Here is a 23,079-nt window from a genome sequence, read left to right on the forward strand (position 1 = left end):
GCAAAACAGGTGCTTCTGCCACCCTTCACCGCCTGCAACGTTGCCCGTCGCCGGCAGCGGATGCGTACTTTACGGATCTCTGTGCGGCGATGCAAGCCCTGCCGACAAAAAATATAGCCCAGCTTCACCCAGCCTGCCATGGAAATATCGCCGAGGCCGTCATGACATCCAAGGCTGGCTTCACTCGACCGCCGCCTGGCGGCCGAGTGAAAGGGCGTCAGATCACGAACAGGTCAACGAACTTGTTGACCGGGGTCTTCTCGAGCCGTGACTGATCCTTGCACAGTGACATGATCGCCTCGCAACGACCGCCCGGGAAACGGGTCGCCAGGTTGCGCTTGAACTTCTCTTCCAGCACCGGAATGCCTTCGGCACGGCGGCGGCGATGGCCGATCGGGTACTCGACCTCGACCTTGTCGGTGGCGCTGCCGTCCTTGAAGAACACCTGGATGGCATTGGCGATGGAACGACGCTCGGGATCGTAGTAGTCACGGGAGTAGCGTTCGTCCTCGACGACTTCCATCTTGTCGCGCAGCTCGTCGATGATCGGGTTGGCGGCGTGAAAGTCATCCTCGTAATGCTCGGCCACCAGGTTGCCGAAGATGAGCGGCACCGCCGTCATGTACTGCAGACAGTGATCGCGATCGGCGGGGTTGGCGAGCGCACCGGATTTGGAAATGATGCGAATCGCCGAGTCATGGGTCGTCAGCACGACCCGGTCGATCTCGTCCAGGCGATCCTTGACCTGCGGATGCAGCGTGACGGCTGCTTCGCAGGCGGTCTGGGAATGGAACTCAGCGGGGAAGGAAATCTTGAATAGCACATTCTCCATGGTGTAAGTGCCGAAATCCCGCTGAAAGGTGAACTTGCGCTCCTCCAATGGTTTGAGCGACAGGTCCTTGTTGGAATGGCTGAAGGCCACGTCGTAGAAGCCCCATTGCGGCGCACTCAGCACCCCGGGAATGCCCATCTCGCCGCGCAGGGCGATATCGGCCAGACGCACGCCCCTGGAGGTTGCATCGCCTGCCGCCCAGCTCTTGCGCGAACCAGCATTGGGCGCATGGCGATAGGTCCGTAGGCTCTGGCCATCGGCCCAAGCATGAGAAAGCGCGGACAATAGCTGTTCACGGTCAGCGCCCATCATCTTGGCGGTCACGGCGGTGGAGGCCACCTTGACCAGCACCACATGATCGAGCCCGACGCGGTTAAAGGAGTTGTCCAGGGCCAGAATGCCCTGAATCTCGTGCGCCATGATCATGGCCTCGAGCACATCGCGCACGGTCAGCGGCGCCTCGCCCTCGGCAACCCGCTTCTGGGACAGGTGATCGGCCACCGCCAGGATGCCCCCCAGATTGTCGGAGGGATGCCCCCACTCGGCGGCCAGCCAGGTATCGTTGTAGTCCAGCCAGCGGATGATGGCACCGATATCCCAGGCGGCCTTGACCGGATCCAGCCGGAAGGAAGTGCCGGGCACGCGAGCGCCATGCGGCACCACCGTCCCTTCGACCAGTGGCCCCAGGTGCTTGGTGCACTCCGGGAAGCGAAGCGCCAGCAACCCGCACCCCAGGGTATCCATCAGGCAATTGCGCGCGGTATCCAGCGCCTCGTCGCTGTCGATACGATAGTCGAGCACGTAATCGGCGATCTTGCGCAGCTCGACGTCATAGTCCGGGCGGACATTGCTTTCGACGGTCTGGCTCATTGAGACGGTTTCCTCATTTTGAAAGGGATCGGGGGCCGGCATCGCCACCGTCGAGACGCACGGTGACGATGGCCGGGTAGTCGATGAAAGGCGGGACGATCAGTCGCGCTGTTCGATCGGCACCCACTCGCTCTTCTCGGGGCCGGTATAGTCGGCGCTCGGACGAATGATGCGGTTGTTCTCGCGTTGCTCGAAGACATGGGCGCACCAGCCGGTGACCCTCGAGCAGACGAAGATCGGCGTGAACAGCTTGGTCGGGATATCCATGAAGTGGTAGGCACTGGCATGGAAGAAGTCGGCGTTGCAGAACAGTTTCTTCTCGCGCCACATGACGTCTTCGACACGCTCGGAAACCGGATAGAGAACGCTGTCGCCCACATCCTCGGCGAGCCAGCTCGACCAGTGTTTGATGATGGCGTTACGCGGGTCGGACTCACGATAGATGGCGTGCCCGAAGCCCATGACCTTCTCCTTGCGCTCCAGCATGCCGAGCAGTTCACGTTCGGCCTCGTCGGCCGACTGCCAGTTCTCGATCATCGCCATGGCCGCCTCGTTGGCGCCACCGTGAAGCGGGCCGCGCAACGAGCCGATGGCCCCGGTCACGCAGGAGTGCATGTCGGAAAGCGTCGAGGCGCAGACCCGAGCGGTGAAGGTCGAGGCGTTGAACTCATGCTCGGCATAGAGGATCAGCGAGACGTTCATGACCCGGGCATGCAGTTCCGAAGCCGGCTCGTCACGCAGCATGTGCAGGAAATGGCCCCCCACCGATGCATCGTCGGTCTCGGTCTCGATGCGCACTCCGTCATGGGAGTAGCGATACCAGTAACAGATGATCGAGGGCAGCACGGCGAGCAGGCGATCGGCGATGTCCTGTTCCTGCTCGAAGCTCTCCTCGGTTTCCAGGTTGCCGAGCATGGAGGCGCCGGTGCGCATCACGTCCATCGGGTGGGCGTCGGCCGGAATCTGCTCGAGCACGGTCTTGAGCGCCGCGGGCAGCCCCCTCAACCCCTGGAGCTTGGCGACATAGGCATCGAGTTCGGCCTGGTTGGGCAACTTGCCCTTCAACAATAGATAGGCCACCTCCTCGAACCGCGCCTTGTCGGCCAACTCCTTGATATCGAAGCCGCGATAGGTCAAGCCGGAACCGGACTTGCCAACGGTGCATAGCGCCGTGGAACCGGCGCTCTGGCCACGCAGGCCGGCGCCACCAATCGGTTTGTCTGCCATGTCGTGTCTCCTCGTGATGGGCTCGTTAGGCGAACGCCCTGCTGACTCTTTGCCGTCTACGCCTTGCCGTCCTGGCCGGCGAACAGGGCATCGAGCTTGCGTTCGAAATCGTGATAATTGAGGAAGTCGTAGAGCTCCTCCCGGGTCTGCATCTGGTCCACCACATCGCGCTGGTGCCCGTTGTCGAGAATGCTCCGATAGACATTGAGCGCCGCGGCATTCATGGCACGGAAGGCGGAGAGCGGATACAGCACGATCCGACAGCCCACTTCGACCAGCTCCTGTTGGGAGAACAGCGGCGTCGCGCCGAACTCGGTGATGTTAGCCAGGATCGGGGCATCGACGCGTTCGCAGAAGGCGCGGTAATCCTCCAGGGTATGCACCGCTTCGGCGAAGATGGCATCGGCACCCGCCTCGATGCAGGCATTGGCACGCTCGATGGCCGCATCCAGTCCTTCCTTCTGGAAGGCATCGGTGCGAGCTATCAGGTAGAACGCCGGATCGATCCGGGCATCCGCCGCCGCCTTGATGCGGTCGACCATCTCCTGCTGGGAGACAATAGCCTTGTTGGGACGGTGGCCGCAGCGCTTCTGGGCCACCTGGTCCTCGAGATGCACGGCGGCCACGCCAGCACGCTGCATCTCCTTGACGGTGCGCGAGATATTGAAGGCGCCTCCCCAGCCGGTATCGATATCTACCAGCAGCGGCAGATCGGTTGCGCCGCAGATGCGATGAGCATCCTCAACCACGTCGTTCATGGTCGTCATGCCGAGATCGGGCAAACCGAAGGAGGCGTTGGCCACACCGCCACCGGACAGGTAGATCGCCTGGTGGCCGACTCGCTCAGCCATCATCGCCGTGTAGGCATTGATGGTTCCGACGACGGGTAGCGGCCAGTTAGCATCCAGAGCGGCGCGAAAGCGGGCGCCGGGCGTTGATTGCGTCATGACGTTCTCCATTATGACTGGGGCGTTTCCAGTACGAGTGCTCCCCCCTCCTGATTCAGGGCAGCGGTGTATCGGTCAACGACATTTTCCCGGGAAGCGCTGACGTGGCGACGCATCAGCAACTCGGCGAGCTCGGCGTCACCGGCCTCGATGGCATCGACAATGCGATGGTGCTCGACGAAGGCTCGCTGGGGCCGTGCGCCACTGGCGCTGAACTGGGTGCGATACATGCGCACCAGATAGTAGAGGTCATCGCACAACAGCCCCATCAGCATGCGATTGTGGCTGCCCTGAACGATGCGATAGTGGAAATCCAGGTCGCCCTCGCGCTGGTAGTAGGCCTCCCCGCGACGCAGGTCCGACTGCCGCTCGTGCACGGCCAGCACCTCGCGCAGCCCGGCGATCTCTTCGGCACTCATGTGCTCGGCGGCCAGGCGCGCCGCCATGCTTTCGAGGGCTTCGCGAACGTCGAAGAGCTCCAGCAACTCCTTGATCGACAGCTTCACCACCCGGGCGCCGACGTGCGGTACCCGCTCGATCAAGCGATGCGCCTCCAGGCGTCGCATGGCCTCCCGCAGAGGGCCGCGAGAAATGCCATAAGCCTGCGACAGGCCGGGTTCGGTGATCTTGCTGCCCGGCGCCAGCTCGCCCCTCACGATGGCATCCTGCAGCTGCTGAAAGACCCGTTCCGCCAGGGTGCGAACCTCGGGAGTGCTGGCCGTTCTGGGTAGGGCGTTGGTCATGATGATTGTCGACAATAAAGAGAATGGAAGCACTGTAGCCAGCCCGCATTATCGGGTCAACACGCGCCCGAAGGGAATACCCTCCCCCTTTGGTTGTAGACAACAAAAGCCATTTCCTGATGGATGTCGACAATGGAAGGGTTGCGTTGATCGGAGACTCCAGCGCGGCAGGGACAAACGGCATCAAGGCGCCTAGAATATGGCGCCTTGATGAGGCAAGGCGCGTCCCATGACATCACCACTCGAGATCACTCCACTGCCGTACCGGAGCTCTCCCCTGGAGACCTTTGCAACCCTGCGCCATCGGCCAGGAGCCGTGCTGCTCGACAGCGGCCGCCCCGAGGCCCCCGGCGGGCGCTACGACATCCTCTCGAGCGACCCGCTGGAAACCTTCGAGACACAGCGTGGTGGTTCAACCGGCGATCGGACGGCGCCCTTCGCGGCACAGCAGGCCCTGCTGGAACGCCTGCCCTGCGAGGTTCCCGACAGCGACCTGCCCTTCCTAGGCGGGCTGATCGGCTACTGGAGCTACGACCTGGGACATCGGCTCGAACCGATTCCCGATAGCGCCACGGCGGTGGCCAACCTCCCGGACAGCCGTGTCGGCCTCTATGACTGGGCCATCATCCAGGATCATCAGCGCCGCGAGGCCTGGCTGGTGGCCAGTGCCTCTCGACGCGACCAGGTACTGGCGTGGCTGAACGCGCCCTCGCCCATGACCGTCCCGTTCCACCTGACCGGCCCTTTCCGGCCCGAACAAAGCCGCGAGGACTATCTGAGGCGCTTCGATGCCGTGCAGCATTACATTCGCGCCGGCGACTGCTACCAGATCAATCTCGCCCAACGATTCAGCGCGCCCTACAGTGGTGATCTCTGGCACGCCTACCTCCGCCTGCGGCGTGCCACACCCACGCCTTTCGCCGGTTTCATCGCCTGGGACGATCAAGGCATCTTGTCGCTCTCTCCGGAACGTTTCCTGCATTGCACCGACGGCCATGTGGAAACCCGGCCAATCAAGGGCACCCGCCCGCGCGGTCGCACAGAGGCGGAAGACCGGGCTCTCGCCGACGCGCTCACTAGCAGTGTCAAGGACCGCGCCGAGAACGTGATGATCGTCGACCTGCTACGCAACGACCTGGGGCGGGTCTGCCGCCCCGGCAGCGTCCGCGTGCCGCAACTCTGCGCTCTGGAGAGCTACGCCAACGTTCACCATCTGGTCAGCGTGGTCACCGGCGAATTGGATGTGGATCGCTCACCGCTTGAGCTCCTGGCCGCCGCTTTCCCCGGCGGTTCCATTACCGGCGCGCCCAAAGTGCGCGCCATGCAGATCATCGACGAGCTGGAACCCTCGGCCCGCAGCACCTACTGCGGAAGCCTGGGCTATGTCGACGTGCGAGGCCGCATGGATACCTCAATCGCCATTCGTACCGCCGTGGCCGATGAGGGAACACTGCACCTCTGGGGCGGCGGCGGCTTGGTGGCGGACTCACGAGGCGATGAGGAATATACCGAGACCCTCGACAAGATCCGACACCTGATGCAAGCCTTGGCAACACCGAATGAACAACACGCCGAGGAATAAGGGAGTGGCGCCGTTAATACCTAAAGGAATAAATATCCAATGAATCGGTATTGGGGAAGCCGGTCACAGCTCTGCTAGTGTGGCATCCAGATTGAACATCACCATCCGGGAGCTTCCCTATGGAGCCGCAACTCGACGTCATCAACCGTGATCTTGGCAACGACCCCGAAGCCCTGATTCGCTGGTCCCTCGGACAGGGCAGCCAGCCCATCTGCACCACCAACTTTCGTCCCTTCGAGGCGGTCATCCTGCACATGGTGGCGCGTCAGCGGCCGGACATTCCCATCGTGTGGATGGACCACGGCTACAACACCGAGGCGACTTATCGCTTCGCCGATACGCTCGTCAAGCGCCTCGGTCTCAACCTGATCACCTATCTGCCCAAGCGTTCGCGGGCCCATCGCGAAGCCGTCGAAGGTCTCACGCCGGGCATCGATGACCCGCGTCATGCGGCCTTCACCGAAGAGGTCAAGCTCGAGCCCTTCAATCGCGCGTTGCGCGAGATGGCGCCGGATGTCTGGTTCACCGCGCTGCGCGCCGAGGACACACCGGAACGTGCTCGCATGGAACCGGTGACGCGCAATGCCGATGGCCTGCTCAAGATCGCCCCGTTACTGCACTGGACGGCACGCGACATGTACCAGTATCTGCAGGCCCACGACCTGCCCAACGAGTTCGACTACTTCGACCCCACCAAGGTCGAGGAAAAGCGCGAGTGCGGGCTGCATCTGCAGCACTGAACTTCGGCTCGCCGGCACCTCACCAACGCAGAAGCCCGTCCAGATGGACGGGCTTCTGCATTTTGCCGGAGACGCCGGACGCTTAGCGTACCGGCAACTCGATGTCCCGGAACAAGGCTTCCTCATGGCGAGGCCCGGCCTCCAGGGCAGCTTCCACCAGTTCCCGCTCCAGATGCCCGGCAAAACCCTTGAGGAAATCGTACATGTAGCCGCGCATGAAGGTGCCGCGCCGAATGCCGATCTTGGTGGTCGAACTGGCGAACAGATGGCTGGCATCCAGCGCTACCAGGTCGTCATCCTCCTCCGGATCGACAGCCATGTGGGCGACGATGCCCACGCCCATGCCCAGGCGCACATAGGTCTTGATCACGTCTGAGTCGGCGGCGGTCAACACCACATTGGGCGAGAGCCCCTTGGAGCGAAAGGCGTCATCGAGTTGCGAGCGTCCGGTAAAACCGAAGACATAGGTCACCAGCGGCTGCTCGGCCAAGGCCTCCAGAGTCAGGGGCTGAACATCCGCCAAGGGATGGTCCCGCGGCACCAGCACGCAGCGGTTCCAGCGATAGCAAGGCAGCAACACCAGGTCGTTGAACAGATCCAGCGACTCGGTGCAGATCGCAAAATCGGCCTGGCCGTCACTGACCATCTGGGCAATCTGGCGCGGTGTCCCCTGCTGCATATGCAGCGCCACATCCGGATAACGGTTGGTGAACTCGCGAATCACCGGCGGCAGGGCGTAGCGCGCCTGAGTATGAGTGGTCGCGATGGCCATGCTGCCGCGCCGCTCATCACTGTGTTCCTGGGAGACATGCTTGATATTGTCGGTCAGTCGCAGCACCTGGCCGGCCAGCTCGATGATCGACTCCCCCGCCGGCGTGACGCGGGTCAGATGCTTGCCGCTGCGCGCGAAGATCTCGACGCCGAGTTCATCCTCGAGCAGACGAATCTGTTTGGAAATGCCAGGCTGCGAGGTATAAAGACTCTGGGCAGTCGCCGAGACATTGAGATTGTGACGCGAGACTTCCCAGATATACCTCAATTGCTGGAGCTTCATGACCCTCCTCCCGTGCCTGCCGCGACACCATCAAAAGTCCATTGCGACATAAAAAAATCATCTGTGATTACTTTATAGCATATCATGAACATCGTCACTCGAACGAAGCGGCATGCGGCCGAGGTCGCACGCGGATTTGCCAGCATCCCGGTCGACCGCTACCATCGACCGACCAGCATGCTTGCATGCCTGATCTTCCGCGCGATGCCGCGCAACGTAGTAACTGGAGAATCCCATGGCCAATAACGTCGATGTCACCAACGCCAACTTCGAGCAGGAAGTCCTCAATGCCGAGGTCCCGGTCCTCTTGAAGTTCTGGGCTCCCTGGTGCGGTCCCTGCAAGGTCATGGCGCCGGTGGTCGACGAGGTCGCCGAGGAACGCGAAGGCAACCTCAAGATCGTCAGCATCAATGTGGACGACGCACCGGAAATCGCCGCCGAGCAGGGCGTACGTGGCGTGCCCACCGTAATGCTGTTCAAGTCCGGCGCCAAGGTCGCTTCACTGGTTGGTGCTCAGTCAAAGTCACAGTTGACCCAGTTCATCGACCAGAACGCCTGATCGATCCCGAGTCGACTTGGCGACGCGCCCCGGGCTTGCCCGGGGCGCATCCGTTAGTACCGACGCTCAAGCGTCCTCTCCTTCCCGCTTGTCGTCGCTATCACGTTCGGAGGGCGGTCGATCGGCCTTCTCGATCGGTGTCGTGCCCGGCCCAAGCAAATGCGCGATCCAGCGTGTCTGCGGATGGCTGTCCAGCGCGATCTTGAGCGTCATCGTCAGCACCACCGACAACAGCATGCCCACCACACCGAATATCCACCCCCAGACCACCAGCGACAGAAACGCCACGAAGGTCGACAAGCCCAGCGCGCGCCCCATCACTCTGGGTTCGATGAGGTTGCCGAGCACGAAGTTGACCCCCAGATAGGCACCGCTGAGGATCAGCGCCTTGAACAATCCTCCATCCGGCGACACCACCAGCAGCAATACCGGTGGCACCGCGGCGATCGCCGAGCCGATGTTGGGGATGTAATTGAGCGCGAACGCCAGCACCGCCCAAAGCAACGGGAACTCTACGCCCACCAGTTGGCAAGCCACCCAGATCAGGGCACCGGTGGCCAAGCTCACGAGCGTCTTGACCGCCAGATAACGTTTCAGGGTCATGCTGAACTCTTGGAAGCGGCGCAGGCTCGGAGCCGGATTGGCAAGTGCGCGCGAGAGCTTGTCACGAAAATTCAAAGTCTCGAAGAGCAGGAACATGACCAGCAAGGCCACCACCACGCTTTGCATCATCAGGTTGCCCACCTGACCGAGCAGTTCCGGAATCCAGTTGCCGAACTTTTCGGCATCGAACAGACCGGAAAGCCAGCCAGTGTCGATGGCCAGCCCCAGATTGGCCAGGCCCTCCAGGATCCCGAGATAATACTGATAGAGTTTCTCTTCGATCCCCGGCAATGCTTCGACGAAGGTAGCGAAGCTGTTGACCAGCAAGATTCCCAACAGTGAAATGAAGCCACCAATCACCACCAGGGTCAGCCAGACCGCCAGGCGCTGACTCAGTCCCAGGCGGTGCAGCCATTGCACGGGCGCGGTGCAGACCACCGCAATGAACAGCGACAACAACAGGGGTACCAGCAGGCCCGCCCCGACCCGCATGCCCGCGACGATGACCACGAGTGCGGCCAGCGCCAGCGTCAGGTTGAGGGGAATGCTTCGCTCGAAATCGTCGTCGGGTCGCGCCATGCCCGCCATACTCCACCGATGATAGGAGTGCTCATGATGCCGCCTGCCATCCCGGGGCACAACGCACCCGGCCCATGAACGGCGCCGGATCGTGCAGCAAATACGCAACTCCAAAACATCGAGGAGGCATCAGGGAACCCTATCCCATCCCGATGGCTCCAAGCACAGACTTCAACCGCGAAAAGGAAAGCGCCATGTCACTTGTTAACCGCCGCCCGTTACTGCCGGGCGCCCTGTTGTCCGCTCTGCTGCTCGCCACTCCCATGCTGGCCGCCGCACAGCAGGACACGCCGCGTAACCGGCTGGATGTCCAGGCCCAAGCCGAACTTCAGGTCGTGCCGGACGAGGCCACCCTGAGCGCGCGCCTGTGGGAACGTACTCCCGCCGTCGCCCAACGCGAGGATACCCAGACCGATTCCGAAGCACTGGCCAAGGCGCGCCAGCGCCTCGAGGAGCGCGCCACCACCTTGATCCAGACCCTGGAAGACGCCGGCCTGGAACGTGATGCCATCAGTGCGGGATCGCTGCGTGTGCAGCCCGAATCCCTGCAAGGCAAGAGTGACGGCGAGTCGGAACCAACTCCGCTGGTACGGACCCGCCTGGAGCGTCCCTTCCAGATCGAGATCGCCGACCTCGACGACCTGCCGATGATGCTCGACGCGCTCACCGAGGCCGGCGTCAACGCCCTGGACGGCGTTACCTACGATCTCTCCGACCGCGAACAGGCCACCGACGAGGCGCTGACCAAGGCACTGGAAAAGGCACGCCACAAGGCCGAACTGATGGCCCGGACCCTGGACGTGACCCTGGGCCCGGTCATCAACGTGAGCGAGAATCACGCCCCGGTGTTCCAGCCACGCATGATGGCCATGAGTGCCGACGCCGCCCCTGAAAGCGCCGGCTCCAACGCGGAATACCGCCCCGGCACCATCACGCTCGACGCTATGGTCAATGTCAGTTGGGCTATCGAATCCGCGTCCGAGCAATCCGAGCAGTAAGCGATCGTGGAGGGTGGACAAGCCCCTCAAAGGCTTGCCCACCCCGCCGCAATGTCACTCTTCTTCGTCGCTGTCTTCGTCATCCAGACGTAGAAAGGTACGGCGATAATGCGCCAGCTCAGCGATGGATTCCTTGATGTCATCCATCGCCAGATGCACGTTGCGCTTGCTGAAGCCGACAAGCGCCCCTGGATTCCAGCGCTTGGCCAGTTCCTTGAGCGTGGAGACATCGAGGTTGCGATAGTGGAAGAAAGCCAGCAGCGCGGGCATCTCCCGCTCCAGGAAGCGTCGATCCTGATGCACGCTGTTGCCGCACATCGGCGACGTTCCGGGAGCTACATGCTCGTGGAGAAATGCCAGGGTACGCCGCTCGGCCTCGGCGGTATCGATAGCGCTGGCACGCACCCGCTCGGTCAGTCCCGAGCCACCATGGGTCTTCCGGTTCCAGTCGTCCATGGCCCCGAGCAACGCATCGGGCTGATGGACGGCGATCACTGGCCCCTCGGCCACCACGTTCAGGTCGGCATCGGTGACCAGAGTGGCGACCTCGATGATGCGCTCACGTTCGGGATCGAGCCCCGTCATTTCCAGATCGATCCATACCAGACGCTGGGTGCGGGGATCTTGCGTATCGTTCATTGCGGCCATGGGAGTTCCTCGCTGGGTGGCCGGCTGGCGACAGCCGGACCCGTTGGTGAGTACAATACCGCCATTGTACCGACCTCCGGGCCATCATGAGCAAACGCAAGTTGAGCCGCCAGCAGCGCTGGCGCATCGAAAAGATCCACGCCGAACGCACCAAACGCGCCGAGCAACGCGACGGCCGCGATACCGCGCGGCTGGCCGCCGGCGAATACGGTCCCGAACAGTCCGGCCGGGTGATCGCTCACTTCGGCCGCAGCCTGGAGGTTGCCCCCACAGATGGCGGTGACGCAGTACGCTGCCATCTGCGTGCCAACCTCGAGGGGCTGGTCACCGGCGACTGGGTGGTCTGGCGAGCCGGCCAGGATGGCAGCGGCGTTGTGGTCGCCCGGCAACCGCGCGACAATGTGCTGGAACGCCCCGATGCGCGCGGCCGCCTCAAGCCCGTGGCGGCCGGCATCGATCAGATTCTGATCGTCTTCGCCGTGGAACCCGAGCCCCACTCCAACCTCATCGACCGTTACCTGGTCGCTGCCGAGGCCACCGGCATCGCGCCGGTACTGGTGCTCAACAAGGTCGACCTGCTACCCGACGAGGGCGGTGAGCTGCGCACCCTGCTGGACCGCTATGCCGCTCTCGGTTACCCGGTGGTGACCACCACCACGGCCACCAGCAGCGGACTCGATGCCCTGCACCGACAGTTGAAGGACCGCACCTCGGTGTTCGTCGGCCAGAGCGGCGTGGGCAAGTCCTCGCTCATCGACCGCCTGCTGCCCAACGAAGACCTGCGCATCGGCGCGCTCTCGGCGGACAGCCGCAAGGGCACCCATACCACCACCACGGCGCGGCTCTACCGGCTCCCGTCCTCCACCACCGACAATGCGCCGGATGGCGCCCCGGGCGAGGAAGACAGCGGCGGTGAGCTGATCGATTCCCCGGGAATCCGCGAATTCGGGCTGACACACCTGAACGCCGACCAGGTCGCCGACGGTTTCATCGAATTTCGCGACTACCTGGGGCATTGCCGCTTCCGCGACTGTCGCCACCGCGCCGAACCAGGCTGTGCCCTGCTCAACGCCGTCGAACGTGGCGAGATTCATGCCGACCGGTTTGCCAGCTATCGGCATATCGTCGATAGTCTCGAAGAAAACTGAGCCAGGAGAACGCCATGAGCTCCGAAGACAACCTCTTGCCGTTGATCGTCGAACCCGAACGCCTTGCCGAGCACCTCGACGCGCCGGAGCTGCTGATCGTCGACGTGCCCCTGAAGGCCGAAAGCCATCAACAAGGGCATGTACCCGGCGCCGTTTACCTGGATCATCGCCGTCTGCTGCGCGGCGAAGGCGATGTTCCCAACGAGGTGCCCTCGGAGGAAGCCCTGTCGCGCCTGTTCTCGGACCTCGGCCTGACCCGGGACACCCACGTGGTCGCCTACGATGACGAAGGCGGCGGCTGGGCGGGCCGCCTGCTGTGGACCCTGGAGCTGCTCGGCCACACCCGCTACTCCTACCTCAATGGCGGCATTCACGCCTGGCAGGCCGCCGGCCAGCCAGTGTCGACCGAGCCCCGTACCCCGGCACCGAGTGACTACGAAGCCGAGATCCGCCACCCCGACGTCGCCATCGATCGCCACGAGATTGCCGAGCGACTGGGCGAGCCGGGCTTTGCGGTCTGGGACGCGCGCAGCCGGGAGGAATATCTGGGCACCAAGGGCGACAACAAGCGCCTCGGCCATATCCCCGGCGCGGTCAACCTCGACTGGACCGACGCCATGGACAAAGAGCGCCAGCTGCGCATTCGCGACTACGCGGAATTGATCACCGAGCTGGAAGCCCTTGGCCTGACCCCCGACATGGAAATCGCCACTCACTGCCAGAGCCACCACCGCAGCGGCTTCACCTGGCTGGTCGGCAAGGCATTGGGGTTCAATATGCGCGGCTACGCCGGCTCCTGGAAGGAGTGGGGCAATCGCGACGATACGCCGATCGAAAAGTCCTGACGGCAAGAACGGAGAAGGGAGAGCGAAGAAGGAAGAGAGGGTGGATGCCCTTCTTCCCTCTTCCAGGTGCGAAGCACCGGTCTTTCTTCTTATAGCGGCGTAGCCGCGCTTCCCCTTCACTGACCGGAACGCTTCCACGTGACCCTAGCCAAACTCTTTGCCCTGATCCAGTACCCGCTGCCCCACCATGCCCTGTCGCGCCTGGTGGGCCGCCTTGCCGACTGCCGGGTACCCTGGATCAAGGATCTCGCCATTCGCGCCTTCATCCGTCGCTTTGGCGTCGACATGAACGAGGCTCGTCAGCCGAATCCGAGCGCCTATGCCAGCTTCAACGACTTCTTCACCCGTCCCTTGAAGGAAGGCACCCGTCCGCTCGGCGAGGACCTGGTCTCGCCCGCCGATGGCACCCTATCCCGATTCGGCGCTATCGAGGCGCGACGGCTGATCCAGGCCAAGGGGCATGAATTCACCGTCAGCGAATTGCTCGGCGGCGACGACGATACTGCATTCCGTTTCCACGGCGGCAGCTTCGCCACCGTCTACCTTTCCCCTCGCGACTACCACCGGGTGCACATGCCACTGGCCGGTACATTGCGCGAGATGACCTATGTGCCTGGCCGACTGTTCTCGGTGAACGCCGCCACCACGCGGCACGTCCCCCGGCTGTTCGCCCGCAACGAACGCCTGGTCTGCCATTTCGACACCGAACACGGCCCCATGGCCCTGGTGCTGGTCGGCGCCATGATCGTCGCCGGCATCGAGACCGTCTGGGCCGGCCAGATCACGCCCCTGCCCCGAAGCGGCGTTCAGCGCATCCGCTTCGACACCCCGGTGCATCTGGAGAAAGGCGAGGAAATGGGTCGCTTCAAGCTCGGCTCCACCGTGGTGATGGCCTTCGCCGAACCGGTCGATTTCGTTCCCGGGGAACGGGAACGCAAAGTGCAGATGGGAGAAAACCTGGGCGGCCTTTCCAAGCCCGCCCAGGCGTTGTCATCTGAAAAGCCGGAGAGCGAGGGTCAGGTCTAGCTAGGCTTGGGGCGTAGAAAACGCCATCACCTCGGCCACACTCGTCTTGCCCAGTGCCAGCTGGATCAATCGATCGAGGCCGAGCGCCACACCACTGCCTTCGGGCATGCCCGAGGCCAACGCCGCCACCAGCCGTGCGTCGCTGTCCACCTCGGGCAGCCCAGCGCTCCGGCGAGCGGCCTTGTCGGCCTCGAAGCGTGCCCGCTGTTCCTCGGCATCGGTGAGTTCGTCATAGCCATTGGCCAGTTCGAGCCCCCGGCAATAGACTTCGAAACGCGAGGCCACCCACTGACCATCCTCCGGGTCGCGGTGCCGACGCGCCAACGCCGCCTGGTCGGCCGGGTAATCGACCACCACATCGAGCCCCTCATGCCCCAGATCGGGTTCGATGGCCAGGCTCATCAGCAGGTCGAGACACTCATCCCGGGCGGCCTCATCCATCGACAAACCGCCCTGAGCCTCCGCCAGACGACGCAGCCCGCCCAGGGATTCGGTGAAGGGATCGATCCCGAGCCGATGACGAAACAACTCGCGATAGCGGCGGAGACGCACGGGACCGGGATCATCGGGCAACACTCGCCGGATCAGTTGCGTCGTTTCCTCGATCAGCGCATTCAGTCCGAATCCGGGGCGATACCACTCCAGCATGGTGAACTCGAGATTGTGTCGTGCCCCCACTTCGCCATCGCGAAAACTCCTGGCCAGTTGGAAGATCGGGCCACTGCCCGCCGCCAGGAGTCGCTTCATGTGGAACTCCGGCGAGGTCTGCAACCACAGGCGTTCACGCCCTGCCGGCGTGGTCGCCACACAGGACAACGACGCCAGATGCACGTCCGTGCTGCCACCATGGCCAAGCACCGGCGTCTCCACCTCCCAGACGCCACGCTCGGCGAAGAAGGCACGCACCTCGCCGATCAACCGAGCCCGCTCGCGCAGGGTCGCGATCTCCGCCGAGGGCCGCCAGTCGGTCGCCATCAAACTTCCCCCAGATACGATAAAGGCCACACCCGCAAGAATGTGGCCTCGTGGACAAGATTTTCCTGGCTAGCGCCCTCTCCGAGCGAAGCTCAGACAAGGCGAACCCCGGGTAAGGTGACGGAGTTTAGCAGCGCTAAATGAGCAAGCCGCCCCGGGATTCAACGTCGTATGAGCGAGCGCAGGAAGGGCCCTTCATCACGCGCGGGAAACGTATTCGCCGGTGCGGGTATCCACCTTCAACACCTCGCCCTCGTTGATGAACAGCGGCACGCGCACCACGGCACCGGAGGAGAGCGTGGCCGGCTTGGAACCACCCTGGGCCGTGTCACCCTTGAGGCCGGGATCGGTCTCGGTCACCTCGAGCTCGATGAAGTTCGGCGGCGTGACGTTGATGACGTTGTCGTTCCACAGCGTGACGGTGTAGACCACCTGCTCCTTGAGCCACTTCTCGGTGTCGCCCAGGGCCTTCTTCTCCACCGGGTACTGTTCGAAGGAGCCATCGTTGAGCATGAAGTACCACATCTCCCCGTCGGTATACAGGTACTCCATGTCCAGCTCGAGGACATCGGCACCTTCCAGGGATTCGCCGGACTTGAAGGTGCGCTCCCAGACACGGCCGGTCATCAGGTTGCGCAGCTTGACCCGATTGAAGGCCTGGCCCTTGCCCGGCTTGACGTAGTCGTTCTCGAGGATGGCGCAGGGATCGCCATCCAGCATGACCTTCAGACCGCCCTTGAATTCGTTGGTAGAATAGTTCGCCATGATGTTTTACCCATATTCGAGCGCGCCGCCGACCGAGGTCGAGGGCGCGCGCAAGCAAGAGACATGTTTCGAGGGTCAGACCCTCGCACGTATCGACTGGTGTCGCGCATGATAACCCGAAGCCCTCTTTCTTTGCAGTGCTCCACAACGGTGGGCTCATGGCAGACCCAGCTCAGCGGTGCCATTCGCGACCCTCGCGAGCTGTGCCGTCGCCTGGGGCTGGAGCAACGCTGGTGGCCCGGCGCCGAAACCGGCCACGCGCTGTTCGAAGTGCGCGTACCGGAGGCCTACCTGGCACGTATCCAGCCGGGCGACCCGCACGACCCCCTGCTGAGACAGGTACTGCCCCTGGACGAGGAAAGCCGCTCGACACCGGGCTTTGTCACCGACCCGCTGGAAGAGCGCGAACATACGCCCAGGCGCGGCCTGATCCACAAGTACGCCGGACGCGTGCTGTTGATCGCCAGTCCCGCCTGTGCGATCAACTGTCGCTACTGCTTTCGCCGGCATTTCCCTTATGACGAGAATGCCCCGTCCCGCGCCCAGTGGGCCGACACCCTGGACTACCTGCGCGGCGACGCCTCGATTCGCGAGGCCATTCTCTCCGGCGGCGATCCGCTGGCAGCCAGCGATCGCCAGCTCGGCTGGCTGGTGGAACGACTCGAGGCGATCCCCCACCTCAAGCGACTGCGCATCCACACCCGCCTGCCGGTAGTGATCCCCGACCGCATCGACGGCGCCCTGCTCGACTGGCTGGGCCGTACCCGACTGCAGAAGGTCGTGGTGCTGCACATCAACCATCCCAATGAGATCGACGATGCGGTCATCGACGCCTGCCGTCGACTGCGCGACGCCGGCGCGACCCTGCTCAACCAGAGCGTGCTGCTGGCCGGCATCAACGACGACGTCCCCACCCTGACGGCTCTCTCCGAACGGCTGTTCGAAGCCGATGTGCTGCCCTACTACCTGCACGTGCTGGATCCGGTCGACGGCGCCGCCCATTTCGAGATCGACGACGACACGGCGAGAACGCTGGTCGACGCGATGCGCCGCGAACTGCCCGGTTTCTTGATGCCGACACTGGTACGGGAAATCCCCGGAGAAGCCAGTAAGACGCCGATCTAAGCTATAAGCCGTAAGCCGTAAGCGATAAGAAAACCCCCAGGCGAGACCTTGGGGGTTTTGACTTACAGCTTAAAGCTTACCGCTGGCCTGAGCCCGGCGCAGCCGGGTCAGGCCAGGGTTTCAGCGGTGACGTTGGGCGCTGGCGCTTCGGTGGAGAGTTGCCGGTTGATGGCGCTCAGCACGCCTTTGATCGAGGCGCTGGTGATACTTTCATCGGTGCCGACCCCGAATACGGCCTCGCCGTTGATGCGTACCTCGACATAGGCGATCGCCTCGGCGTCCGCCCCTTGCCCCCGGGAATGCTCGTGGTAATCGATGATTTCCACGTCATGCCCTTCAGCGGCCAGCGACTTGACGAAGGCGGCCAGCGGGCCGTTGCCCTGCCCCAGGATGGTCCGTCGGGCTCCATCTTCCTCGATGGTCGCCTCGAGATTCACCACCGGGCTGTCGGGCTCCGAGGACATGCGATGGCTGGCCAGGGCGAAGGGCCGGTCCTTCTCCAGATACTCGTCGCGGAAGGCCTGATAGATCATCTCGGACGTGATCTCGCGGCCCAGCCGGTCGGCCACTTCCTGGACCACCTGGCTGAACTCGATGGACAGCCGACGCGGCAGCTCGATGCCGTGCTCCTGTTCCAGCAAGTAGGACACACCGCCCTTGCCGGACTGGCTGTTGACGCGAATCACCGCCTCATAGCTGCGCCCGACATCCAGCGGATCGATGGGCAGATAGGGCACCTCCCAGACGCCATCCGGATCCTCGCGACGCGCCGCCATGCCCTTCTTGATGGCATCCTGGTGGGAGCCGGAGAAGGCGGTGAACACCAGGTCGCCGACATAGGGATGACGCGGGTGCACCGGCAGCTGGTTGCAGTATTCCACCTCGCGCATGATCGGCGTGATGTTGGAGAAATCGAGCCCCGGGTGAACGCCCTGGGTATAGAGGTTCATGGCCAGGGTGACGAGGTCGACGTTGCCGGTGCGCTCGCCGTTGCCGAACAGGCAGCCCTCGACACGGTCGGCACCGCCCATCACCGCAAGCTCGGCTGCGGCGACGCCGGTCCCCCGGTCGTTGTGCGGATGAACACTGACGATCAAGCAGTCACGCCGGGCGATGTGGCGGCAGAACCACTCGATCTGGTCGGCATAGTTGTTGGGGGTCGCGCACTCTACGGTGGCCGGCAGGTTGACGATCATCGGCGCCTCGACGGTGGGGCCGAACGTCTCGCTGACCTTGTCGACGATCTGCACCGCGAAATCCATCTCGGTGGTGGAGAACAGTTCCGGAGAATACTGGAAGGTCCAGTTGGTTTCCGCTGCCGCCGCCATGTGCTCACGGATGCGTGTCGTGGCGTCCACGGCGATCTGGATGCACTCGGCCTTGTCGACGTTGAATACTACGCGGCGGAACACCGGGTCGGTGGCGTTGTAGACGTGAACGATGGCGTTCTTGGCACCCTTCAGGGCCTCAAAGGTGCGATCGATGAGATGCGGGCGCGCCTGGGTCAGCACCTGAATGGTGACGTCGTCCGGCACCTTGTCGTCCTCGATCAGCGAACGCACGAAGTCGAAGTCGGTCTGCGATGCCGAGGGGAAGCCCACCTCGATCTGCTTGAAGCCGATTTTCACCAGCAGGTCGAAGAAGCGCTGCTTGCGCTCCTGATCCATCGGATCGATGAGCGCCTGATTGCCGTCGCGCAGATCGACGGCGCACCACTGGGGTGGCGTCTCGATGCGCCGGTTGGGCCACTGCCGGTCGGGCAGATCGACGGCCACGAAGGGACGGTACTTGGTGGAGGGGTTATCGAGCATCATGACGGCGTTCTCCCTGGGGCAATGGCTGGTTACAAACGACGACGCCCCGCCTGCCGGAAGGCAGACGGGGCGTCGGGAAATTCGGGTCGCGCTTCGCGTCGACGGCCAATGATGGCGTCACGAAAAACGGCGATGTCGGCGTTGGTGATGACAGTGGACATGGAACAACCTCGTTATCGACTTACGAATGGGCGACGCAAGCGCCGTCGCCCGGCGCGCTCAGCAGCGGGCTAGTAGTCGTAGGTCGAAAACGAGGTTGTACGATGTCGTGTTCATGCCTCTAGAAAATCAGGACTCGAGGCCTGTGTCAAGCAGGGTTGCCGTCATCCGACGAAAACGAATCCTCGACGGCAAGACGCCACCAGCGCAGCAAGGTGTCGGGTACGGAATCCTCGCTGACACTCAGGGTCCAGGTCGGCGTCTCGCCGCCCTCTTCCACGCCCAGATGCAATATGCGCCGGTCGGCCCCTGGCGCCTGGCACTCTCCGTATCTCACCGCCTCATCCAGCAGGGCCTGCAGTTCGGCGCGCTGCGCCTCGCTGCAACGGTCGCAGCGAATCCGACGCGGTCTGGCCAGGCCCGGCATATGCGCCACGCCTCCCTCACGACTCAGCCGCAGTACACTGGTGGCGGTCAGGCGTGGAGCGGCGTCCTTGGCATTCACGACAGCACCCCCACCTCGCGCCAGGCCTCGCGCACCGCCCGTGCCACCTGGCCGTCGGCGCCGAAACGCCGTTCGGCATTGTCCAGGGTCAGCTCGGCGAAGGCGACGAAGTCGCTATCCCGGGCCAGGCGCTCGTCGACGAGAGTGTCGTACCAGACCGGCCCCGCTGCTTCCCAGGCATTCCCGCCCAGCGCCATGGCGGCAAGGTGGAAAGCCCGATTGGGAATGCCCGAATTGATGTGCACGCCGCCGTTGTCGTCACGGGTCTCGACGAAATCCCGCATGTGGCCTGGCTGCGGATCACGTCCCAGGAGTGGATCGTCGTAGGCGGTGCCCGGCGCGGACATGGAACGCAGTGCGCGTCCCTCGACTCGTTCGGTGAACAAGCCGGCGCCAATTAGCCAGTCGGCGCTCTCGACGTCCTGCCCCCGCCGATGCTGCTTGACCAGGCTACCGAAGACGTCCGCCAGGGACTCATTGAGGGCTCCGGCCTGATCCGCGTAGACCAGCGCGGCTTCGTGCTGAATCACGCCATGGGTCAGCTCGTGGGCTATGATATCCAAAGCAATGGTGAAACGATTGAAGAGCTCGCCATCCCCATCGCCGAACACCATCTGCCGGCCATCCCAGAAGGCATTCTCGTATTCCCGGCCATAATGCACAGTAGCCAGTAATGCCATGCCGCGATCGTCCAGAGAATGGCGCTGGAACACATCCCAATAGAGCCGGTAGGTCGCCCCTAGCCCTTCATAGGCCTCGTCGACGGCGGGGTCGCCGCTGGCCGGTTGGCCCTCGCTGCGCACCCGCTCGCCCGGCAGCTCGCGGGCATGGCCGGCGGAGTGGACATGACGCACGGGCTCACCGCGTCGTGAATTGCCTTCCGGCAGTTCGGCAGTGCCGGCCCGTGCACGCAGTCCCCGGTCATCGTGAAGCGTGCGGTAAGCGCGATCACGCCGTCTGGCATCGCTCGAACCGGCGATGCGCTCGAGCAGGTAAGGCGGCAGAAAGGGGCGAATCGCCGGTTGCTGGTCAGTCTTCATGCTCGTCCTCCTTGCGATCAATCCGGTCTTGACCAATGTCGTTTTGGAGAATCACATGGCCGGATTCGTTCCATGAATCGTCAGGATTCGTCGGTCGGTCTCCTGGATGATGGATCTCCATTCTGCTGGATCAGCAGGTTCTCCAGCCTTGTCACCTGCTCATGCAATTCACGCACGTCACCCCGCAGCCCCTGTATCTCGGCCGCCTCGCCTTCGCCACTTTCCAGCTCGATCGCCATGCTTTCCTTCTGCATCACGTCCAGCACGATACCGATCATCATGTTCAGGAAAATGAAGGCAGTGAGGAAAATGAACGTCAAGTAATACAGCCAGCTCCAGGCGAAGTCTTCCTGGGTGGCATACATGACATCGGTCCAGTCCTCGAAGGTCGCAATACGGAACAACGTCAGCATGGAAACGGCGATATTGCCCCAGAGATAGTCGTCGACACCAGCAAACAGGAAGCTACCGATCGCGGCGTAAATATAGAAGATGATAAACATCAACAGCGCCACATAACCCATGCGCGGTATCGACTTGACCAGCGCAGCCATCAGCATGCGCAGCTCGGGAATCATCGAGACCAGCCGCAGTACCCGGAAGATCCTCAGCAATCGCGCAAGCAGGACCATGTCCGACTCGCCCATCGGAATCAGGCTCGCCGTAACGATCAGAAAATCGAAGACATTCCAGCCCTGCTTGAAGAAGTCTCGCAGGCGTTTCTCCGCCGCCATGCGGATCACGATCTCCACCAGGAAGAACACCGTGACCGCCATATCCAGCGCCAGCAGCCAATAGTGAAAGCGGCTGGTTTCCTCGTAGGTCTTGGCGCCGATCAGCAGGGCCGAGACGATGATGATGGCAATGACCACCGCCTCGAAGATCTTGTTGGCACGGATGCGCTCGAAGCGGTCGCGCCAGGTCAGAAAGTACGTACTCACGCCGCTCATTTCACCCTGTTTTCTCCAGATCCACCTGCCGGTACCCGATCAGGTAAAGCACGGCATCGAGGCCGAGCGTGGAAATGCTCTGCCTGGCCTGCTGCCGCACCAGCGGCTTGGCTCGGAAGGCGATGCCCAGACCGGCGGCAGCCAGCATCCTGAGGTCATTGGCACCATCGCCCACGGCGATGGTCTGTTCCATGGCGAGCCCTTCCCGCTCGGCGATTTCATGCAACAGTTGCGCCTTGCGCTCGGCATCGACGATCGGCTCGTGGACCTCGCCGGTCACCTTGCCGTCCTTGATCACCAGCTCGTTGGCATGCACCTCGTCGAAGCCGAGGCGTTGCTGGAGATATTCGGCGAAGTAGGTGAAACCGCCGGACAGAATGGCAGTGCGATAGCCGAGTCGCTTGAGATGACGCATCAGGCGCTCCACGCCGTCCATCAGGGGCAACTGCTCGGCGATCTCGGCAAGTACCGATTCATCGAGGCCCTTGAGCTTGGCCATGCGCTCGCGAAAGCTCTGCTGGAAATCCAGCTCGCCGCGCATGGCGCGCTCGGTGACCTCAGCTACCTCCTCGAAGACGCCATGGCGACGCGCCAGTTCGTCGATCACCTCAGTCTGGATCAGGGTCGAATCCATGTCGAAACACACCAGGCGACGATGACGGCGCCAGATCGAATCCTCCTGCAGGGCAATATCGATACCGTGCGCCGCGCCCAGCGCCAGGGCCTTCTCGCGCAGCGTCTCGATATCCACCTCGTCGCCACGCAGCCAGCACTCGACACAGGCACCATGTTTCGGCACCTCGCCATCCAGTGGTTCGCGCCCGGAAAGCCGATGGATCAGCTCCACGGTCAGTCCCTGCTCGGCGGTCAAGGCACCGACCTCGGCCAAAATCCCGGCCGGCAGGTGCGGTGCCAGCAGCGTCATGATCAGGCGCGGCTGGCCGGCCTGCAGGGTCCAGCGGTGGTAGTCCTCGGCACTGACCTGGATTGCCTGGACAGCTAGCCCGAGCTCGTCACCCGCCGCCGACAGCGCGCCTTCGAGATCGGCCTCGCGATCCAGTCCCACCAGCGCCTCGAGGGAAACGATCCCGAAGGTCACGCTCTGGTTGATATCCAGTAACCGGGCACCGCTGATCGCCAGGGCGCGCCCCAGGCCCGCCAGTTGACCGGGGCGGGCACTGCCGGTCGCGCGAATCAAAACTCGTCGTGTCATGACAACCTCAATATTAGGCGACGCGAGCCACGAGCATCGAGACACGAAATTCTCAGTAGCTCGTAGCTCGTAGCTCGTAGCTCGTAGCTCGTAGCTCGTAGCTCGTAGCTCGTAGCTCGTAGCTCGTAGCTC

General features: G+C 63.1%; 23 protein-coding genes. 8 read left to right on the top strand and 15 right to left on the bottom strand.

The genetic code is table 11. From position 1 onward, the window contains the following. Positions 1 to 217: 217 nt before the first annotated feature. From prpD to FZZ93_RS17795, 4 genes are all read right to left on the bottom strand, one after another. Positions 218 to 1,702: a 2-methylcitrate dehydratase gene (gene prpD, locus FZZ93_RS17780; protein WP_149323638.1), complete on the bottom strand. Its 1,485-nt coding sequence runs from the start codon at positions 1,700 to 1,702 to the stop codon at positions 218 to 220. A gap of 99 nt (positions 1,703 to 1,801) precedes the next feature. Further along, positions 1,802 to 2,929 carry a bifunctional 2-methylcitrate synthase/citrate synthase gene (gene prpC / locus FZZ93_RS17785; RefSeq protein ID WP_149323639.1) on the bottom strand — a complete coding sequence of 376 codons (1,128 nt, stop codon included), beginning with the start codon at positions 2,927 to 2,929 and terminating at the stop codon, positions 1,802 to 1,804. A 56-nt stretch (positions 2,930 to 2,985) separates the two neighbouring features. Continuing rightward, positions 2,986 to 3,876 carry a methylisocitrate lyase gene (prpB, locus tag FZZ93_RS17790; RefSeq protein ID WP_149323640.1) on the bottom strand — a complete coding sequence of 297 codons (891 nt, stop codon included), beginning with the start codon at positions 3,874 to 3,876 and terminating at the stop codon, positions 2,986 to 2,988. An 11-nt stretch (positions 3,877 to 3,887) separates the two neighbouring features. Further along, complete coding sequence (locus FZZ93_RS17795) at positions 3,888 to 4,619, bottom strand: GntR family transcriptional regulator (protein ID WP_149323641.1); 732 nt, start codon at positions 4,617 to 4,619, stop codon at positions 3,888 to 3,890. A 229-nt stretch (positions 4,620 to 4,848) separates the two neighbouring features. Between FZZ93_RS17795 and pabB the strand changes: the two genes are divergently transcribed. Together pabB and FZZ93_RS17805 are read left to right on the top strand one after the other, a co-directional pair. Continuing rightward, positions 4,849 to 6,201 carry an aminodeoxychorismate synthase component I gene (pabB, locus tag FZZ93_RS17800; RefSeq protein WP_149323642.1) on the top strand — a complete coding sequence of 451 codons (1,353 nt, stop codon included), beginning with the start codon at positions 4,849 to 4,851 and terminating at the stop codon, positions 6,199 to 6,201. Positions 6,202 to 6,320: 119 nt separating this feature from the next. Continuing rightward, positions 6,321 to 6,941, top strand: coding sequence for a phosphoadenosine phosphosulfate reductase domain-containing protein (locus tag FZZ93_RS17805; RefSeq protein ID WP_149323643.1), 621 nt, complete (start codon positions 6,321 to 6,323; stop codon positions 6,939 to 6,941). Positions 6,942 to 7,023: 82 nt separating this feature from the next. Here FZZ93_RS17805 and cysB read toward each other — a convergent pair whose 3' ends face one another. Beyond that, positions 7,024 to 7,995, bottom strand: a complete 972-nt coding sequence (gene cysB / locus FZZ93_RS17810; protein ID WP_149323644.1) for an HTH-type transcriptional regulator CysB — start codon at positions 7,993 to 7,995, stop codon at positions 7,024 to 7,026. 235 nt (positions 7,996 to 8,230) lie between these two features. Here cysB and trxA point away from each other — a divergent pair, with 235 nt between their 5' ends. Then, positions 8,231 to 8,554 carry a thioredoxin gene (gene trxA, locus FZZ93_RS17815; protein WP_149323645.1) on the top strand — a complete coding sequence of 108 codons (324 nt, stop codon included), beginning with the start codon at positions 8,231 to 8,233 and terminating at the stop codon, positions 8,552 to 8,554. A 66-nt stretch (positions 8,555 to 8,620) separates the two neighbouring features. On the opposite strand, the gene FZZ93_RS17820 is transcribed toward trxA, so the two are convergent. Next, positions 8,621 to 9,736: an AI-2E family transporter gene (locus FZZ93_RS17820; protein ID WP_149323646.1), complete on the bottom strand. Its 1,116-nt coding sequence runs from the start codon at positions 9,734 to 9,736 to the stop codon at positions 8,621 to 8,623. A gap of 194 nt (positions 9,737 to 9,930) precedes the next feature. On the opposite strand from FZZ93_RS17820, the gene FZZ93_RS17825 reads away from it, so the two are divergent. Continuing rightward, positions 9,931 to 10,734, top strand: a complete 804-nt coding sequence (locus FZZ93_RS17825) for an SIMPL domain-containing protein (protein ID WP_246146291.1) — start codon at positions 9,931 to 9,933, stop codon at positions 10,732 to 10,734. Between the two features lie 54 nt (positions 10,735 to 10,788). Here FZZ93_RS17825 and orn read toward each other — a convergent pair whose 3' ends face one another. Further along, a complete protein-coding gene (gene orn, locus FZZ93_RS17830) occupies positions 10,789 to 11,382 on the bottom strand; it encodes an oligoribonuclease (protein WP_149323648.1) in 594 nt (197 codons plus the stop codon). A gap of 86 nt (positions 11,383 to 11,468) precedes the next feature. On the opposite strand from orn, the gene rsgA reads away from it, so the two are divergent. The 3 genes from rsgA (at position 11,469) to asd (ending at position 14,401) form a co-directional block, all read left to right on the top strand. Further along, a complete protein-coding gene (gene rsgA / locus FZZ93_RS17835; protein WP_149323649.1) occupies positions 11,469 to 12,530 on the top strand; it encodes a small ribosomal subunit biogenesis GTPase RsgA in 1,062 nt (353 codons plus the stop codon). Positions 12,531 to 12,544: 14 nt separating this feature from the next. After that, the gene (locus FZZ93_RS17840; protein ID WP_187774569.1) at positions 12,545 to 13,375 is read left to right on the top strand and encodes a sulfurtransferase; all 831 of its coding nucleotides are present in this window, start codon (positions 12,545 to 12,547) and stop codon (positions 13,373 to 13,375) included. A gap of 138 nt (positions 13,376 to 13,513) precedes the next feature. Then, on the top strand, positions 13,514 to 14,401 hold the full coding sequence (gene asd / locus FZZ93_RS17845; protein WP_149323651.1) for an archaetidylserine decarboxylase: 888 nt from the start codon (positions 13,514 to 13,516) through the stop codon (positions 14,399 to 14,401). Here the strand turns inward: asd and epmA are convergent, their stop codons facing one another. Both epmA and efp read right to left on the bottom strand, forming a co-directional pair. Beyond that, complete coding sequence (epmA, locus tag FZZ93_RS17850) at positions 14,402 to 15,376, bottom strand: EF-P lysine aminoacylase EpmA (RefSeq protein WP_149323652.1); 975 nt, start codon at positions 15,374 to 15,376, stop codon at positions 14,402 to 14,404. Positions 15,377 to 15,574: 198 nt separating this feature from the next. Next, positions 15,575 to 16,141: an elongation factor P gene (gene efp / locus FZZ93_RS17855; RefSeq protein WP_041601895.1), complete on the bottom strand. Its 567-nt coding sequence runs from the start codon at positions 16,139 to 16,141 to the stop codon at positions 15,575 to 15,577. A 108-nt stretch (positions 16,142 to 16,249) separates the two neighbouring features. Between efp and epmB the strand changes: the two genes are divergently transcribed. Next, positions 16,250 to 17,266 (top strand): EF-P beta-lysylation protein EpmB, encoded by a 1,017-nt coding sequence (epmB, locus tag FZZ93_RS17860; RefSeq protein WP_149323653.1) that lies wholly within the window; start codon positions 16,250 to 16,252, stop codon positions 17,264 to 17,266. A 107-nt stretch (positions 17,267 to 17,373) separates the two neighbouring features. Here the strand turns inward: epmB and leuA are convergent, their stop codons facing one another. From leuA to serB, 6 genes are all read right to left on the bottom strand, one after another. Beyond that, on the bottom strand, positions 17,374 to 19,080 hold the full coding sequence (gene leuA, locus FZZ93_RS17865; protein WP_149323654.1) for a 2-isopropylmalate synthase: 1,707 nt from the start codon (positions 19,078 to 19,080) through the stop codon (positions 17,374 to 17,376). 29 nt (positions 19,081 to 19,109) lie between these two features. Further along, on the bottom strand, positions 19,110 to 19,241 hold the full coding sequence (locus FZZ93_RS18645; RefSeq protein ID WP_281290389.1) for a hypothetical protein: 132 nt from the start codon (positions 19,239 to 19,241) through the stop codon (positions 19,110 to 19,112). A 146-nt stretch (positions 19,242 to 19,387) separates the two neighbouring features. After that, complete coding sequence (locus tag FZZ93_RS17870) at positions 19,388 to 19,744, bottom strand: protealysin inhibitor emfourin (RefSeq protein WP_149323655.1); 357 nt, start codon at positions 19,742 to 19,744, stop codon at positions 19,388 to 19,390. Beyond that, on the bottom strand, positions 19,741 to 20,784 hold the full coding sequence (locus FZZ93_RS17875; RefSeq protein WP_149323656.1) for a M4 family metallopeptidase: 1,044 nt from the start codon (positions 20,782 to 20,784) through the stop codon (positions 19,741 to 19,743). Before FZZ93_RS17875 ends, FZZ93_RS17870 begins: the two co-directional genes overlap by 4 nt. 80 nt (positions 20,785 to 20,864) lie before the next feature. Beyond that, complete coding sequence (locus FZZ93_RS17880; RefSeq protein ID WP_149323657.1) at positions 20,865 to 21,725, bottom strand: ion transporter; 861 nt, start codon at positions 21,723 to 21,725, stop codon at positions 20,865 to 20,867. Between the two features lie 10 nt (positions 21,726 to 21,735). Continuing rightward, positions 21,736 to 22,947: a phosphoserine phosphatase SerB gene (gene serB / locus FZZ93_RS17885; protein ID WP_149323658.1), complete on the bottom strand. Its 1,212-nt coding sequence runs from the start codon at positions 22,945 to 22,947 to the stop codon at positions 21,736 to 21,738. Between the last annotated feature and the right edge of the window lie 132 nt (positions 22,948 to 23,079).

Source organism: Halomonas eurihalina, from assembly GCF_008274785.1.
Taxonomy (GTDB): domain Bacteria; phylum Pseudomonadota; class Gammaproteobacteria; order Pseudomonadales; family Halomonadaceae; genus Halomonas; species Halomonas eurihalina.